19 protein-coding genes are annotated in these 15846 nt (G+C 29.1%); 18 read left to right on the top strand and 1 reads right to left on the bottom strand.

All coding sequences use genetic code 11. The features are described from left to right. The first annotated feature begins 281 nt into the window (after positions 1-281). The 11 genes from U9O55_02830 (at position 282) to U9O55_02780 (ending at position 8212) form a co-directional block, all read left to right on the top strand. The gene (locus U9O55_02830; protein ID MEA2088747.1) at positions 282-1463 is read left to right on the top strand and encodes an ATP-binding protein; all 1182 of its coding nucleotides are present in this window, start codon (positions 282-284) and stop codon (positions 1461-1463) included. A 95-nt stretch (positions 1464-1558) separates the two neighbouring features. Continuing rightward, on the top strand, positions 1559-1924 hold the full coding sequence (locus U9O55_02825; protein ID MEA2088746.1) for a hypothetical protein: 366 nt from the start codon (positions 1559-1561) through the stop codon (positions 1922-1924). Between the two features lie 137 nt (positions 1925-2061). Beyond that, entirely contained in the window at positions 2062-2319 is a 258-nt protein-coding gene (locus U9O55_02820; protein MEA2088745.1) for a hypothetical protein, read from the top strand. A gap of 132 nt (positions 2320-2451) precedes the next feature. Continuing rightward, a complete protein-coding gene (locus U9O55_02815; GenBank protein MEA2088744.1) occupies positions 2452-3069 on the top strand; it encodes a hypothetical protein in 618 nt (205 codons plus the stop codon). A gap of 247 nt (positions 3070-3316) precedes the next feature. Next, positions 3317-3472 carry a hypothetical protein gene (locus U9O55_02810; GenBank protein MEA2088743.1) on the top strand — a complete coding sequence of 52 codons (156 nt, stop codon included), beginning with the start codon at positions 3317-3319 and terminating at the stop codon, positions 3470-3472. Positions 3473-3527: 55 nt separating this feature from the next. Then, positions 3528-4472 carry a site-specific tyrosine recombinase/integron integrase gene (gene xerA, locus U9O55_02805; GenBank protein ID MEA2088742.1) on the top strand — a complete coding sequence of 315 codons (945 nt, stop codon included), beginning with the start codon at positions 3528-3530 and terminating at the stop codon, positions 4470-4472. Positions 4473-4474: 2 nt separating this feature from the next. Further along, entirely contained in the window at positions 4475-5320 is an 846-nt protein-coding gene (gene lgt / locus U9O55_02800; GenBank protein MEA2088741.1) for a prolipoprotein diacylglyceryl transferase, read from the top strand. Positions 5321-5553: 233 nt separating this feature from the next. Then, complete coding sequence (locus U9O55_02795; GenBank protein ID MEA2088740.1) at positions 5554-6615, top strand: glycosyltransferase family 4 protein; 1062 nt, start codon at positions 5554-5556, stop codon at positions 6613-6615. An 85-nt stretch (positions 6616-6700) separates the two neighbouring features. Then, positions 6701-7081 (top strand): response regulator, encoded by a 381-nt coding sequence (locus U9O55_02790; GenBank protein ID MEA2088739.1) that lies wholly within the window; start codon positions 6701-6703, stop codon positions 7079-7081. Positions 7082-7093: 12 nt separating this feature from the next. Continuing rightward, a complete protein-coding gene (locus U9O55_02785; protein ID MEA2088738.1) occupies positions 7094-7699 on the top strand; it encodes a nucleoside-diphosphate kinase in 606 nt (201 codons plus the stop codon). 327 nt (positions 7700-8026) lie between these two features. Beyond that, positions 8027-8212 carry a hypothetical protein gene (locus U9O55_02780; protein MEA2088737.1) on the top strand — a complete coding sequence of 62 codons (186 nt, stop codon included), beginning with the start codon at positions 8027-8029 and terminating at the stop codon, positions 8210-8212. A gap of 40 nt (positions 8213-8252) precedes the next feature. Here the strand turns inward: U9O55_02780 and U9O55_02775 are convergent, their stop codons facing one another. After that, a complete protein-coding gene (locus U9O55_02775; GenBank protein ID MEA2088736.1) occupies positions 8253-9362 on the bottom strand; it encodes a glycosyltransferase in 1110 nt (369 codons plus the stop codon). Positions 9363-9490: 128 nt separating this feature from the next. On the opposite strand from U9O55_02775, the gene ftsH reads away from it, so the two are divergent. The 7 genes from ftsH (at position 9491) to U9O55_02740 (ending at position 15834) form a co-directional block, all read left to right on the top strand. Beyond that, positions 9491-11347, top strand: coding sequence for an ATP-dependent zinc metalloprotease FtsH (ftsH, locus tag U9O55_02770; protein MEA2088735.1), 1857 nt, complete (start codon positions 9491-9493; stop codon positions 11345-11347). Positions 11348-11531: 184 nt separating this feature from the next. Further along, positions 11532-11858 carry a hypothetical protein gene (locus U9O55_02765; protein MEA2088734.1) on the top strand — a complete coding sequence of 109 codons (327 nt, stop codon included), beginning with the start codon at positions 11532-11534 and terminating at the stop codon, positions 11856-11858. Beyond that, positions 11845-12090: a hypothetical protein gene (locus U9O55_02760; GenBank protein MEA2088733.1), complete on the top strand. Its 246-nt coding sequence runs from the start codon at positions 11845-11847 to the stop codon at positions 12088-12090. The genes U9O55_02765 and U9O55_02760 overlap by 14 nt, the downstream gene beginning before the upstream one ends. Positions 12091-12180: 90 nt before the next feature. After that, positions 12181-13269, top strand: coding sequence for a thermonuclease family protein (locus tag U9O55_02755; protein ID MEA2088732.1), 1089 nt, complete (start codon positions 12181-12183; stop codon positions 13267-13269). Between the two features lie 143 nt (positions 13270-13412). Continuing rightward, on the top strand, positions 13413-13979 hold the full coding sequence (locus tag U9O55_02750; protein ID MEA2088731.1) for a hypothetical protein: 567 nt from the start codon (positions 13413-13415) through the stop codon (positions 13977-13979). Between the two features lie 54 nt (positions 13980-14033). Further along, positions 14034-15233, top strand: a complete 1200-nt coding sequence (locus U9O55_02745; GenBank protein MEA2088730.1) for a DUF262 domain-containing protein — start codon at positions 14034-14036, stop codon at positions 15231-15233. After that, the gene (locus U9O55_02740) at positions 15214-15834 is read left to right on the top strand and encodes a hypothetical protein (protein MEA2088729.1); all 621 of its coding nucleotides are present in this window, start codon (positions 15214-15216) and stop codon (positions 15832-15834) included. The genes U9O55_02745 and U9O55_02740 overlap by 20 nt, the downstream gene beginning before the upstream one ends. Positions 15835-15846: the final 12 nt, after the last annotated feature.

The following is a 15846-nucleotide window of genomic DNA, read 5'->3' as shown; positions in this document are numbered from 1 at the left end:
TGGCAAAATCTTTTCATAGTTTTTATCACATCTGCCCTGTTTTAACAGCTAAAAAAGAAACAAAAAAAGCCCGCTTGCTTTTGATTTATTGCGTTGGACAGACAATCAAAAAAGGGCTTGATTTATTAGGAATAGAAGTATTGGACGAGATGTAAAAAATAAAAATTTTATTTAGATTTGTTTGTTTCTAATCTTGATTGGGATAATTTTACGCAGAAATAAAAAATACTTGACAAAAATAATTTATTAAAGTAATATTTATGTAAATCTATAGTTAAAGTATGGAAATGCATAAAACTTATCTTAAAAGGTTTGTTAGACAAAAAATAGCAAGCTACCAAAATATTTTTCCCGCGGTTGGAATTTTAGGACCGAGACAGTGCGGGAAATCCACTTTGATTAAACATTTTTTAAAAGATATTGAGAATGTTGCTTATTTTGATTTGGAAAAATATGATGATTTAGCGAAAGTTACTGAAAACCCCTTGTCTTTTTTTAATACTCATAAAGACAAAATTGTGTGTTTGGATGAGATTCAAAAATTGCCGCATATTTTTGCGACAATGCGCGGCGTGATTGATAAAAATAGGAAAAACGGTCGGTTTTTTATATTAGGTTCTGCTTCTCCAAAATTAATAAAACAAACATCGGAAAGTTTGGCGGGGAGAATAGGCTATATAGAATTGACCCCATTTCATATTTTGGAAGTGCTAAGTTTGGACATTAAAAGTCATTGGGTTAGGGGCGGTTTTCCAGAAAGCTATTTAGCCGTTGATAATAAAAGTAGTTTTATTTGGAGAGACGCTTATTTGAAAAATATTATTGAAAGAGATATTCAGGAATTTAGAAAAATTGATAGTGTGGTTGTTTTAAAGTTATTAAGATTTTTAGCGCATTATCACGGGCAGAGAGAAAATTATGCTGAACTGGCAAAAAATTTTTCTGTGGGCGAGGTGGTTATAAAAAGCTATATTGATACATTAGAGTCAATGTATCTTGTTAGACGGCTTCCTTCATATTTTAAAAATAGCAAAAAACGGCTTATAAAAAGTCCTAAGTGGTATATTAGAGATTCGGGATTATTACATGTGGTTGCGAGAATTCATAATAAATCAGAATTAATAGCGCATCCATTGTACGGAAATTCTTTTGAAGGCTATGTTATTGAAAATTTATTATCTGTTTTTGATGATTGTGAAGGATCATATTATCGCACGAGTAATGGCGAAGAAGTTGATTTGATATTGCAAAAAAATAATAAGATTATAGCGATTGAAATAAAAACATCAAAAACTCCATCTCTTACAAAATCCTGCATATCCGCAATTAAAAATATTAAACCCGATCACACTTGTATTGTTGTTCCGTATTATGAAAACGCATATGATTCAAAACAAGAATATGGCGATTTAACAATAGGATCATTATCTCAAACAATAGAAAAAATTAAAAAGATATTTTAGATAAAATTTACTGCGTTGGGCAAACAATTTTAAAAAGCTTGATTTATTGGGGATAGAAACTTTAGACGAGATGTAAAAATTATATAATATTGTTTTTGAGAAGTGGGGAAGGTATTTCAAAAAATAATGACTGGGAAAATTGGATAAAGTTTTTTCTTGTTGCTGTAGAAAAACAATCAGAAATAAATACCCAGAAAGTAGAATCTATTTTAAATCTTTATAATAGAACAAAAGAAAAGATTATCAATATTCCAACGCCAAAAAATTCTATTAAAGTTTTAGATTTTATTTTTTCTATGCCAATTTTTGACTCTGGCGATTTCAGAAGACATACAAGAATAAAAGAAAACGCTTCTTTTAGGATTTTGAAATTTTTGTCTGATGAAAAAATTTTTTCTGATGATAAAAAATCCCAGCATAGAACCTATTTTTTTGATAATTTGATAAAAATAATAATGTAATTATAAATATTTTTTACTTGCAAATATCCTGTTTTTTGCAAGTGGAGATTTTCCTACTTGCAAGCCTGCAACTAAGAAAATTTTTAGTCGCAAATCGGTCGCTATCGTTTTTGCTTTTGAGAAATGGGGGAAGGAAAATGGGTTGGGGTTTTGGAGATAATAATTTTTTAAAAATAAATTATGAAAATCATTATATTAAACCACAAAAAGCTCGTGAGATAACTGATATTACAGATAGCGTTGAAATGTCAAGATTGTTTGGACAATGGGTAAATAGCGGAATTCTTGAGCAAGCTGGCAAATCAAAAAAAGGAAGTTATTATATTAAGCCTGGTACTATTTTAGAGAAAGATTTATTATCAAGGCACTTGAAAATAAATTCAAAAAGTTCTTAAATAGGCTTAAAATAAGGGTTTTTAATTTAATTTAATTTCATTTATGATAAACACGACTTAGACGATATCACTTTTGCTTTTGAGAAGTGGGGGAAGGAGCAGGGGTTGAGTTTTTGGAGATAAAATTAATATATGGATCATAAAATTATATTAAAAGAAAATATTAATATTTGTGAAGAAACAGCATGGGAACTTGAAACTGATGCTATTATTTTTAGAAATGAATTTAATTATTATTTAAAAAAATTTGAAAGAGACAAGTCAGAACATACACTAATTTTGATATTTATCATGTTGCAAATATATATAGAATATTTTTTACATCAAAATATGAGACATGTTATTAGATTGGAATTTAAACGTAATAATAGATCGAAATATGAAGAATGGATAAAGAACGAAAAATTAAATATAAAAAGAAAACTTTTTTATTTTGTGAAATATTTTTTATTGGAGAAAAAAAACGAAGCAATTCTTGCAAAAAAAGAAATAGAAAAAATATTTAAAGAAATAACAGACATAAGAAATTTGCTTGTCCATGGACATAAAATATCTTTAGCTGGAAGCGCAGATAGTAATCATATAGAAATTTCAAAAACAAAAGGATATCTTACTGAAAATATATTGAAATTGATTATTGGAAAAGTAAATTTATTGGGTAAAAATTGGAATAAATTACTTAATTTAGTTTTAAGTAATTGCAAAGCATTGAAAAGAATAGATGATTTTAAATTTGATAATTTAGACTAGAAGGTTGAAAAAATATGCCCCAAATTTCAACCACAAAAAAATCAGATATTCAAGAAGCGCGCGGGTTTGATGTGAAATTTTTTAAAAATCTAATTAAAAAATTAATATGACAAAAAAATTAACTATTAGGAATAGCGTGGCGGAATTTTTAATCTTTACTTCTCAGGCAGGAGAAGATGGAATTGAAGTGCGAGTGTAAGATGAAAATGTCTGGCTAGCCCAAAAGTTAATAGCCAAACTTTTTGATGTGAAAATTCCCACTATAAATGAGCATTTGAAAAATATTTATAAGGCAAAAGAATTAGAAGAAAAGATAACTATTAGGAAATTCCTAATAGTTCAAATATATCAATCTGATTTTGACAAAGAGGTTAGAAGGATTTTAAAAAAGAGAAAAAAATAACTATGTCCGAAATTTTAATTATGGAAAAATAATAATAAAAGTTATAATTATAAATATGAATAAAAATAATAATAAACTAAAAACAGAAATACAAATTTTAATAAATGATTTTTTGGAGTATTTAGAAATTGAGAAAGGGTCTTCTTTAAAGACCGTCCGCAATTATAGATTTTATTTAGAAAGATTTATAAAATTTACGAAAATAAAATCAGCTGATGAAATAACAACGGACAGTGTCAGAAAATTTCGTCTTTGGTTAAATCGGCAGAAAAATTTTAAAGGCGATAATTTAAAAAAATCAACTCAAAATTATCATCTTATCGCGTTGAGAAATTTTTTAAAATATCTTTCCAAGCGGGACATAAAAAGTTTGGCTCCTGAAAAAATAGAACTCGCGAAATTGGGCGAGCATATAATTGAATTTTTAGAAAAAGAAGACTTGGAAAAATTGTTAGAAGCTCCGTTAGAAACAGACGGCCAAGATGTTATTAAAAAAAGAGACAAAGCGATTTTGGAATTGCTTTTTTCAACAGGTTTGCGCGTGTCAGAGCTGGCTAATTTGACAAAAGAATCAATCAATTTAAAAAAAGACGAATTTACCGTGCGAGGAAAAGGAAATAAGCCGAGAATTGTTTTTTTATCAGACCAAGCAAAAAAATATTTAAAAGAATATTTGGAAAAACGGATTGATATGTCGCCTTTTTTATTTGTCCGCCATGATAAAGCATCCAAACGATTAAGCGATAAAGATGAGCTTCCTTTAAACGCGCGTTCAATTGAAAGATTAACTTTAAAATACGCTAAAATTGCCGGGCTGACAAAAAAAGTGACTCCTCATATTATCCGGCACAGTTTTGCGACGGATTTGCTCGCGAACGGCGCTGACATTCGCAGTGTGCAAACTATGCTCGGGCATTCATCAATCGCCACAACGCAAATTTATACGCATATTACAAATAAAAGATTAAAAGAAATTCATAAAAAATTTCATAACAAATAATGATGTTTATTCATACTTATCACCCAGATCCTATAATGTTTTCTTTTGGATTTTTTCAATTTTATTGGTATGGTTTTTTTATTAGCCTGGCAATAATAGTTGGAATAATTGTTGGGCAGAAATTAGGCAAAAAATATAAGATTAAACAGCAAAAAATTTTTGATTTAGCTGTCTATATAATTGTGTTCGGACTTTTAGGAGCTAGAATTTATCATATATTTATAGAAGCGAATTATTATATTCAGCATCCGTTAAGCGTTTTTAAATTTTGGCAAGGAGGGCTGGCAATTCACGGCGCGATTATTGGCGGAATTATAGCAGGCTATTTTTATTCCAAAAAACACAAAATGAATTTTTTGTTAAACGCTGACATTGTCGCCGTATCATTAGCTTTGGGACAGGCAATCGGTCGTTGGGGAAATTATTTTAATCAAGAGTTATTTGGTTTTTCAACCAGCTTGCCATGGGGAATTCCAATAGACAGTTTTAACAAATCATTTTCAGTGTATCAAAATTTTGAGTATTTTCATCCCGCGTTTTTATATGAGTCTATTTTGAATTTTTTAAATTTTATTTTTTTGCTTTTTTTGCACAAGAAAAAAATCGCAAATTCCTGCCTCTCCGGCAGGCAGGCAAAATTAAAAATATTATCTAACGGCAATATTTTTTTAATTTACATATTAAATTACTCTGTTATTCGTTTTGTAATGGAATTTATACGCGTTGATGAAACAGCCCTTATTTTTGGGTTGCGTTTTCCACAAGTTTTAAGTTGCTTGCTTTTTATTTTTATCGTGATATTATTAATAATAAGAATAAGAAACAACCATGCTTGTCGTGTCAGATAAAATTTAAGCGATTTATCTATTTTTATTACCCTTATTTTTAGACTTTTGTTAGACTTATCGCGTAATTAGTTTTTACTGCAATTTTCATATTTTGGTCAAATTTTTCTTAAATTTTTTTACCTTACCTAAGGGTAGGCTAAAAAAATTGTTTGAAAAATTATGCCTCAAAATTTGAAAATTTCGTCACAAAACTAATTACGCAATAAGTCTATTAAGTCTTTTTTAATATCAATATGAGATTATTAATGATAACGCGTAAAGTTGATAAAAATGACGGCTTGGCTGGTTTTACCTATAATTGGATTGACAGAATTAGCTCAAAGGCTGAAAAATTATTTGTGATTTGTTTGGAAAAAGGAAATATTGAGGGGCTTGGTAAAAATGTAAAAATTTTTTCTTTAAGAAATGATAAGAATTCAAATAATATTGTAATTCGTAAAATTAGGGATTTTATAATATTTCAAAAATTAGTTTTACAAAATATTAAAAAAGTTGACGGAGTTTTTTGCCATATGAATCCTGAATACACAATCGCTGTTTATCCGCTGGCTAAAATTTTCAATAAAAAAATTGTTAGCTGGTACGCGCATAAGCAGATTACTTTAAGATTAAAGTTAATGGAAAAAATCACTGACAGAATTTTAACGCCTTCCAAAAAATCATTTCGCTTATTTAGCAAAAAAGTTATTATTACAGGACATGGAATTGATATTGAAAAATTTAAACCAAAACAAGAAAATTCAAAAGAAAAATTTGTAATAATATCTGTTGGGAGAATTTCACCAACCAAAGACTTAGAAACCCTTGTTAAAGCCGTTGATATTGCAGTTAATGATTTTCAAGCAAAGAATATTGTCGTGAAAATAATCGGCGCTCCTGGTTTAAAAAATCATCAAAGTTATTATAATGCGCTTTTGAAAATGGTAAAGGCAATGAATCTTTCTGAGCATATAAAATTTTACGGTGAAATAGCAAATAAAGATATTCCGCTGATGCTGGCAGAATCTGATTTATTTATTAATCTAAGCAATACAGGCAGTGTTGATAAAGCAGTTTTAGAGGCAATGTCTTGCGGTGTTTTTGTTTTAACCAGCAATGAGGCTTTTATCGGCATCCTTGATGAAAAACAGATAATAAAACAAAATGATTTTAAAACACTTGCGAAAAAAATAATAGAAGTCAAAGGTCAAGATTTTAATAAAAAGAAAATATTAAAAGATAGGATGAGAAAAATGGTGAAAGAAAATCATAATATAAATAATTTAATAGAAAAGGTAGCGGAACAATTTAATTAAATTGAAAATTTTCTTGCTAAAAAATTTTATTTGTTGTTTAATAATATAATGTGAATTTTTAAAGATTAAATTAATTTTAAAAAATATGCAAAAACAAAAAGTACTTTTGATAGAAGACGATGAAATGCTTCTTGATATGTACAATTTAAAATTTTTAGAATCTGGATTTGATGTTTTTAAAGCTTCGAATGGATTAGACGGATATGAGTTAGCTATAAAAAATAAGCCTGATATTATTTTATTGGATATAATTCTTCCGCAGATGGACGGTTTTTCTGTAATGGAAAAATTAAAAAAGAATGAAGTTACAAAAAATATTTCAGTATTTTTTTTAACTAATTTAAAACAAGAAGAAGATGTGGAGCGAGGAAAAAAATTAGGAGCATCAGGCTATTTAGTAAAAGCAACTTTAACGCCGACACAGATATTAGAAAAAGTAAAACAATTTTTAAAAATTAAAAAATAATTTTATAATTCTATGATACATCCAAAAAAAGAACGAACTTTGATTGTTATAAAGCCAGACGGTATTCAAAGAACATTAATCGGAGAAATAATAAAGCGCTATGAAAGGACTGGCTTAAAATTAGTAGGATTAAAAATGCTTGCGCCTGACGTGAATTTAGTTGAAAAACATTATTTAGTTGATCCAGAATGGATGAAAAAAGTTGGTGAAAAATCAATTCTTTCTTATGAAAAAAAAGGCATGAAAGCTCCGTATAGCGATCCTGAGAAAGTTGGAAGAAAGGTTTTAAATAATTTAAAGAAATATATGACCTCAGGGCCTGTAATTGCCATGGTTTGGGAAGGAAATCAAGCTGTTGGAATTGTTCGTAAAATTACCGGCGGAACAGAGCCGTTAACTTCTGATGTTGGGACAATCAGAGGCGACCTTACGATCGACGCTTATCAAATTGCTGACACAGATGGTCGTCCTATTAGAAATTTAATTCACGCGTCAGGAGAAACAGAAGAAGCAAAAAAAGAAATTGCGCTTTGGTTTTCAAAAAAAGAGCTGTTAGATTATCGCTTAATTCAAGAGCAAATTCTTTATGATGTTAATATGGACGGCGTGAAAGAATAAAAAAATTAATAAGCAATAAAAATATTATCGTAATTTTACCAGGAGGCAGCTTACAGATGGCTGTCCCATTTTTATTTTATCTTGACTTTTTTAAAAAAGAGTTTTAAAATTTATTGCAAATACAAAAAAGGAGGTTACAACAAAAAATGGACAAAAAATTATTAAAACCGTTGAAAGAGTTAATTTTGGAGGCGGAGGAGATAGAGAGAATACTAAAGTTTTCTCCATTAAAAAAAGGGCATATATTTCGCTTGGAAATAGATTTGTTTCTCTTGCGCGAGAAAATAAATAAATTAGCATAACAAAAACAAAAAAAAGGAGGTTGTTGTGATAGGATCAGGAACAGGTTTACCAGCAAGATTAATGAGTTTGTTGAATGAAGAAAGAGGAGTCAAAAATAAATTAAAGAAAATTTTTGACACAAGAGAGAGAAAAAAGCTGGAGTTCCAGCTCAAAGACATTAGAAAAAGAAAAGAAAAAATTACAGGCAGATATAATTATTCTGCCATATAATAAAAATTTTAAGGGATAGCTTATTAATAGCTGTCCCGTTTTATTTTATAATTTTTTCTATTGCTTTTTTCATGTCATTAATAAAATTTTCTTCTGAAAAAAGCTTGGCGCGAGTTTCACAATCAAAACGCATTTTTAAAGCTATGTCAGGAGTCATTTTTTTAACAGCGTTGATGATATCATTAATATTAAAATCAGGTTTTAATAAAACACCTGTTTTTTTATGAATAATTGTTTCTTTTATTCCGCCTTCGTCCACTCCAATAGTTGGTTTGCCAGCCATCATTGATTCAACAGGACTCATTCCAAAATCTTCTCTAAGAGGAATATAAATAGTCGCAATGCAATTGCCTAATAATTCTAATAATTTTTCATCAGAAATCCATCCTAATATTTTAATATTATCATATCCCTTGGCTATTTTTTTAATTTTTTTTAATTCTGGCCCGCCAGAAGCGACAACTAATTTTTTATTAGGCATTTTAACAAAGGCTTCAACTATTTTATCAACCCTTTTCACATCATAAAGCCGCGCCCATGAAAAATAATAATCGTTTTGACCTGCCCATTTAAATCTATTAACATCGCAAGGCGGATAAATAACAACTGAATTTAAATTTAGATATTTTTTAATTCTTGCTTGCACGGTTTTTGAATTCGCGATTAACAGGTTCATTTTTTTTGTTAAACATTTAAAACGAATACGATTAACAAGGGCAAAAATTTTGAATATTTGGCGTTTACAAAATTTGTATTCTGATAAACGTAATTTATAATTGTCATAAAGATGCCTTGGCGGAGTGTGTATATAAGCTATATTTATTTTGTTTTTCGCGTTGCGCAAAGCGTTTAAGCAGTCTCCGCTGTAAATCACAATATCATAATTTTTTAAAAATTTTGTTTTGAATAAAAAAGAAAACTGGACTTTTAAAAAACGAAATCCAGGAATATGGGAAAATCCGCCTTGCTTTGTCAGCTCAGTCGTCTTAATTCCATAATCACGCGGATTAAAAGCGTCCTGATGAATAAATGAAGTTACAATATCAGCTTTTAGCGATTTTGCCAAAGTTATTATCAGCCGTTCGCCGCCGCCTTTATATAGGAAATAGTCTTGCAAAATTATAATTTTTTTGTGGTCTGTTTTCTTCATTTTTTTATTTAATTTATATTTAAAATTTATAACAAATTGTTATTATTGTCAATTTATATTTTATTTGCTTATTTTATAAAAATGATTTATACTTTTAGTAAAATCTTATTAGTTAAGTGTTTTTATTTATGAAAAATATTTTAAAAAATTTTTTAATTGTTTTGTTGGTTATTTTAATGGTGGCGGGGTTTATTAGCTTATACGCTGAGCCAGAGCAAAAAGTTGAAAAAATCAGCATTGCTAAATTAGTTGATGAAGTTAATCAAGAAAAGGTTAAAGAAATTGTTGTTAAAGGCAATAAATTGGAAATTATTTTATTGTCAGATGAAAAACAAAAAGCGCAAAAAGAGGGCGTTGAATCAGTTTCAGCAATGTTTAAAAATTTTGGCGTTTCTACTGAAAAATTAGTAAAAGTAAATATTGTTGTTGAAGATGAATCAGGGGCTGGTTTTTGGATGAGCAGTCTTTTGCCATATTTAATTCCTTTGCTTTTAATTGGACTATTTATTTTTTTTATGATGAGGCAAGTTCAAGGAATGAATCAAAAAGCAATGATGTTTGGGAAAAGCAAGGCTAAAAATGTAAAAGGCGCTGGAGAAAAGGTAACTTTTAAAAATGTCGCAGGCGCGAGAGAAGCAAAAGAAGAACTTTTTGAAATAGTTGACTTTTTAAAGGATCATAAAAAATATACTGAGTTAGGCGCTAAAATTCCAAAAGGGGTTTTGCTTCTTGGAGCTCCGGGTGTTGGAAAAACATTGCTTGCGCGCGCTGTCGCCGGTGAAGCAGGCGTACCTTTTTTTCATATTTCTGGTTCAGAATTTGTTGAAATGTTTGTAGGAGTTGGAGCGGCTCGTGTTCGAGATCTGTTTAATAAAGCTAAAAAAAACGCGCCGTCAATTTTGTTTATTGATGAAATTGACGCTGTTGGCAGAAGGCGCGGAGCTGGTTTGGGCGGTTCGCATGATGAACGCGAACAGACTTTAAATCAAATATTAGTTGAGATGGACGGTTTTGACCAAAATGACAATGTTATAGTCTTAGCGGCCACTAACAGGCCTGATGTTTTAGACCCAGCGCTTTTACGCCCTGGAAGATTTGATAGACAAGTAATGATTGATTTGCCTGATATTGGCGAAAGAGAAGAAATTTTAAAAGTGCATTCTTTTAAAAAGCCTTTAGAAAAAAATGTTTCTTTAAGAGAAATAGCGGAAAGAACTCCTGGATTTTCAGGGGCTGATTTAGAAAATTTATTAAACGAAGCAGCAATACTTACTGTCCGTCGCCATAATAAAAAAGTCGGACATCAGGAGATTCTTGATAGCATTGAAAGAGTTCTAATAGGGCCAGAAAGAAAGAGCCATATTTTAGGGCCAGAAGAAAAAAAGATAACAGCTTATCATGAGGCAGGGCACGCATTAGTGGCAAAAAAATTGCCAAATCCGGACCCAGTTCATAAAGTTTCTATTATTTCCCGCGGTAAAGCAGCAGGCTACACGATTAAACTGCCGTCAAAAGACAGAAAGTTTAATACTCGTTCCAAATTTATTGATGAGCTTGCTGTTTTAGTAGGAGGCTATATTTCAGAAAAAATTCATTTTGATGAAATAACTACTGGAGCAACAAATGATTTAAGGCAAGCGACTAAATTATGCAAAAAAATGATTACGGAATTTGGAATGTCTAAAAATCTTCCGCCACGCACTTATGGCGAGCAGGAAGAAATGATTTTTTTAGGCAAAGAAATTCACGAACAAAAAGATTATAGCGAAAAAACAGCAGAAGCAATAGACTTGGAAATATCTGAAATGATCAATGATGCTTGCGCCACGGCTGAAAAAATCATTAAAGAGAATAAAGGAAAAATTGAAGAAATAGTAAAGATTTTATTAAAGAAAGAGACAATAGAAAGAAAAGAATTTGACAGTTTGTTTAAAAAAAAGAAAACAGAAGCTGATTTAAATCCAAACAAAAAATTAAGCGAATAATGGAATTTTACAAAATCCGATAGTTTTGACCCAAGTAGAAAATTCTTGCATTTTTTTTAGACTATGGTATAAAATTTTGGATTTGTAATTAAAAATATCATCTAATTTTATAAAATATTTTTTATTGACTTTTTGGTTATTTTTGCTATTCTATAATTAAATAATATAAAAATAATAGTATTTTATGTCTATTATAAAACAAACAAAAGATTATTTGATTAAATTTCTTTGGGAAGGCAAATCTGTTCCAGAAGAACTTTTTGAATTGTCGCAATATTTTAGAAGCAACGGTCCTATTGAATTTGATTTTAAAGAAGAGAACGGAGAAATAATTGCAATTAGCAAAAATTATAGATACGGTTCAATTATAACATCTGGCAAAAATAAAGAGGATTTAGAAAAAAATATTAAAGACGCTATATTAACTTCGTTTGAAATTCCGTCTTCGTATAAAAAAGAAGCTGGAATTCATAAAATTAACGAGACAAATCAAGTTTATGCCTACGCGTAGCGAATTGCCAAGTAAATTAAATAGAGATAAATTGACCAAGGCATTAGATCGTCTTGGTTTTAATATTAGCAAAAAAGGCGGAAAAGGAAGCCATATTAAAGCGACTTGCATTAAGACACAAAAATCAATCACTATTCCGTTGAATTTGCATAAACATATTTTGTATTATGTAATTAAGGAAATAGAAAAATACAGTGATATTATTTGGGATGATATAAAAAGAGAGTTATAAAATTGACTCGTTTAGATTTTAAAAAGATAAAATAGTTAAAATTATAATTAGTATTATAACAAAAATGATTTTAAAATAGTTTTTAATTTTATGAAAAAACAGTTTATAATTTTATCAATTTTAATTTTTGTTTTTGGGTTAATTCCTGCTGATTTTTCAAGTGCTGAAAATTTAACAGATAGATTAAAAGGGAGAATTTTATTGCAAGTTGAATCTAATGGCGAGGTGTGGTATATCAACCCTGATAATTCAAGTAGATATTTTTTAGGTCGTCCAGCAGACGCATTTAATGCAATGCGGGAGTTAGGATTGGGGATTTCAAATAAAGATTTTGATTCTTTCAATAATGTCGCGCCAAAAAGATTATCTGGCAAGATTTTGCTTAAAATTGAAGACAGCGGAAAAGCGTATTATGTTAATCCAATTGATTTAAAAATGTATTTTTTGGGCAGACCAGCGGACGCTTTTCAAGTAATGAGAAATTTGGGGCTTGGAATAAATAATGATAATCTTGAACAAATTAAAATATCAAATAATTCAAATTTTGTTTTTATTGAAAAATATTATTCTGTAATTAAAGTTATTGACGGCGATACAATAACTGTAGATATAGATGGCAATAATGAAACATTGCGACTTATAGGAATTGATACTCCTGAAACTGTTCATCCAACTAAAACAGTAGAATGTTTTGGTATAGAAGCGTCAAATAAAGCAAAAAATTTATTGACTGGGAAAAAAGTAAAATTAGAAAGTGATGATACGCAAGGAGAAAGAGATAAATATAATAGATTGTTAAGATATGTATTTTTAGAAGATGGAACAAATTTTAACAAGCTGATGATTAACGATGGTTATGCTTACGAATACACTTATTTTTTGCCATATAAATATCAAAACGAATTTAAGCAAGCAGAGCAATTTGCAAGAGAAAATAAAAATGGTCTTTGGGCTGATGGAGTATGCGAGAATTATGATCCAGAGAATAGCGCCAATAATAATGAGGAAGTGATAATTATTACAGAATGTGATTGCAGCGGCAATCTTTATAATTGCTCTGATTATTCAACTCAAGTAGAAGCTCAATCTGTTTATGATTGTTGCATTAAAAAAGTTGGAAGCGATATTCATAAATTAGACGCAGATGATGATGGCGTAGTGTGCGAAAGTTTGCCATAATAAAATTATTGATTATATTTTAAACTATAAAATTTTATTATTTAGGATTATATAAAATTATGTCTGAAGAAAATACTAAAAAATGTCCGTTTTGCGCTGAATAAATTAATGTTGAAGCTATTAAATGTAAGCACTGTGGAAGTATGCTGAATATTCAAAAGAAGAAAAAAGAAGCAAAAGAAAAATATAAAATTATTAAAACTTTAACATTTGAAATTACGCAAAGAGGACAGAAAGAAATGGCTAAAAAAATTTTAGAAATGGAAAAATACGGCTGGAAAGAAAAAAGTAGAATTACGGAAGCTGGGAGATATAAAGGGGGGAAAGGATGTTGTTTATTTTGTATTTTTATGCCATTAGTTTTATTGGCTGGTCACAATAAGGATAAAGTGATTATTACTTTTGAAAAATATATATCCGAGGAAGAAAAATTAAGACATAAAATGGTCATAAAGAAAAAACAAAAAAATATAATCAAAATAATTTATTTAATAATAATAATTTTATTATCTTTTTGGATATGGTATTTAACAGTTCCGTCTATAGCCATTTGGTATCTTTGGGAAAAAACCAATTTAGAAAAAAATAAAAAACAAATTATCACTGGGTTAATATTATTAATATTTTTTATTTTTGGTGTTTATAAGTTATGTTCAATGTCTGATAAATTTTTAACGATAATTGAACCTCAAAATAATGTAATTATTTAAGGATCAAATATTGTAATAATAAAGGGTAAATAAAAAAATTAAATTTTTTAGATTATGCAAAAATATAGTGTAAATCAATATTTAATTAGCAATATTTTAAATTGGGTGCAATCAAAAGAAATTGCTATCCCAGAAATTCAGCGACCATTTGTTTGGAATACAATAAAAGTAAGAGATTTAATGGATTCACTTTATCGCGGTTATCCTATCGGATATATTATTTCTTGGAAAAATCCAGATGTGTGTTTAAAAGATGGTGGTTTATCAGCAGGCAAAAAAATTTTAATAGATGGTCAACAAAGGATTACAGCATTAAGGGCAACTATTTTGGGAGAAAAAATTGTTGATCAAGATTATAAAGAAAAAAGAATATATATTGCTTTTAATCCAATTATAGAGAAATTTGCCACTTTAACGCCGGCAATACAAAGAGACGCTAAATGGATTCACGACATTTCTGAATTAATGAGCAAGGAAGGAACTTTAATCAGAGCTGTTAATGAATATTGCCAAAAAAATCCTGATGTTAGAAAAGATTTAATTGAACAAAATATTACTCGCTTGTTAGAAATAAAAAATAAGCAAGTTGGTTTCATTGATCTAGAGGCAGGTTTAGATATAGAAACAGTTACGGAAATTTTTATTCGTATCAATTCAAAAGGAGTAGTGCTGAGCCAAGCAGATTTTGCTATGTCAAAAATTGCTTCTTATGATACGGAAGATAAATTTGGAGTTAATTTAAGAAAGTGTATTGATTATTTTGCGCATTTAGCCAAAGAGCCAAAATTTTATAAAAATATTGAAGAAAATGATAAAGAATTTAGCAATAATACATTATATCTACAAAAAATTGCTTGGTTAAAAAATATTAATGATGATCTTTATGATCCTGATTATTCTGATATCTTAAGGGTTAGTTTTACTAAAGAGTTTGAGCGAGGGAAAATGAGTGAATTAGTTAGCTTGCTTTCAGGCAGAAATTTCATAACCAAGTCATTTGATCAGGAAATAATGGAAGAATCATTTCAAAAATTAAAGGCAGGTGTTTTATGTTTTATAAATAAAACTAATTTTGAGAGATTTGTAATGATAATCAAGTCTTGTGGTTTTATTAGCAGAAGTTTAATCCGCTCACAAAATGCTTTAAATTTTGCTTATATTCTTTATCTTAAACTTAAAGAGCAAGAAACAAGAAAGCGCGTTAATAGAAAAATATGTTCAAAAATGGTTTGTGATGTCATTACTAACAGGTAGATATTCAGGATCTCCTGAGTCAAAATTTGATTTTGATATTAAAAATATTTCTAACAAAGGGGTTAGCGGGTATTTGCAGTCTATAGAAGATGCTGAATTATCAGATATTTTTTGGAGTGTTGGGTTAGTGAGTAATTTAGATAGGGCAACGGTTAATAGTCCCTATCTTAATGTATTTTTTGCGTCTCAAGTTAAAAATAGGGATAAAGGATTTCTTTCAACAGATATTACAGTAGATAATATGATAAGTCATCGTGGTGATATTCATCATATTTTTCCAAAAGAATATTTAAAAACAAAATACAAATCTAGAAGCGATTATAACCAAATTGCCAATTTTGTATATACACAAACAGAAGTTAATATTAGAATAGGTAAAAAAGCGCCAAGCGAATATTTTAAAGAAATAATAAAACAATGTAATGGAGAAAAATTAAAATACGGTGGTATAATGAATATGAATGATTTAAAAACAAATTTAGAAAAGCATTGTATTCCTGAAGAAATATTTAATATGAATATTGATGATTATTTTGAATTTTTAGAGATGCGTCGAAAATTAATGGCTAAAAAGATTGAAAGATATTATAAAAGTTTATAAATAAGTATGGAC

Source organism: Patescibacteria group bacterium (genome assembly GCA_034660655.1).
GTDB lineage: Bacteria > Patescibacteriota > Patescibacteriia > JAACEG01 > JAACEG01 > JAACEG01.
The sequence above is the reverse complement of the archived record's forward strand: the minus strand, read 5'-3'. Positions and strand labels throughout refer to the sequence as shown.

Coding starts and splice junctions, on each gene's coding strand:
- U9O55_02830 (MEA2088747.1), top strand. CDS start 282: ATGGAAATGCATAAAACTTATCTTAAAAGGTTTGTTAGACAAAAAATA.
- U9O55_02820 (MEA2088745.1), top strand. CDS start 2,062: ATGGGTTGGGGTTTTGGAGATAATAATTTTTTAAAAATAAATTATGAA.
- U9O55_02815 (MEA2088744.1), top strand. CDS start 2,452: ATGGATCATAAAATTATATTAAAAGAAAATATTAATATTTGTGAAGAA.
- xerA (MEA2088742.1), top strand. CDS start 3,528: ATGAATAAAAATAATAATAAACTAAAAACAGAAATACAAATTTTAATA.
- lgt (MEA2088741.1), top strand. CDS start 4,475: ATGTTTATTCATACTTATCACCCAGATCCTATAATGTTTTCTTTTGGA.
- U9O55_02795 (MEA2088740.1), top strand. CDS start 5,554: ATGAGATTATTAATGATAACGCGTAAAGTTGATAAAAATGACGGCTTG.
- U9O55_02790 (MEA2088739.1), top strand. CDS start 6,701: ATGCAAAAACAAAAAGTACTTTTGATAGAAGACGATGAAATGCTTCTT.
- U9O55_02785 (MEA2088738.1), top strand. CDS start 7,094: ATGATACATCCAAAAAAAGAACGAACTTTGATTGTTATAAAGCCAGAC.
- U9O55_02775 (MEA2088736.1), bottom strand. CDS start 9,362: ATGAAGAAAACAGACCACAAAAAAATTATAATTTTGCAAGACTATTTC.
- ftsH (MEA2088735.1), top strand. CDS start 9,491: ATGAAAAATATTTTAAAAAATTTTTTAATTGTTTTGTTGGTTATTTTA.
- U9O55_02765 (MEA2088734.1), top strand. CDS start 11,532: ATGTCTATTATAAAACAAACAAAAGATTATTTGATTAAATTTCTTTGG.
- U9O55_02760 (MEA2088733.1), top strand. CDS start 11,845: ATGCCTACGCGTAGCGAATTGCCAAGTAAATTAAATAGAGATAAATTG.
- U9O55_02755 (MEA2088732.1), top strand. CDS start 12,181: ATGAAAAAACAGTTTATAATTTTATCAATTTTAATTTTTGTTTTTGGG.
- U9O55_02750 (MEA2088731.1), top strand. CDS start 13,413: ATGCTGAATATTCAAAAGAAGAAAAAAGAAGCAAAAGAAAAATATAAA.
- U9O55_02745 (MEA2088730.1), top strand. CDS start 14,034: ATGCAAAAATATAGTGTAAATCAATATTTAATTAGCAATATTTTAAAT.
- U9O55_02740 (MEA2088729.1), top strand. CDS start 15,214: ATGTCATTACTAACAGGTAGATATTCAGGATCTCCTGAGTCAAAATTT.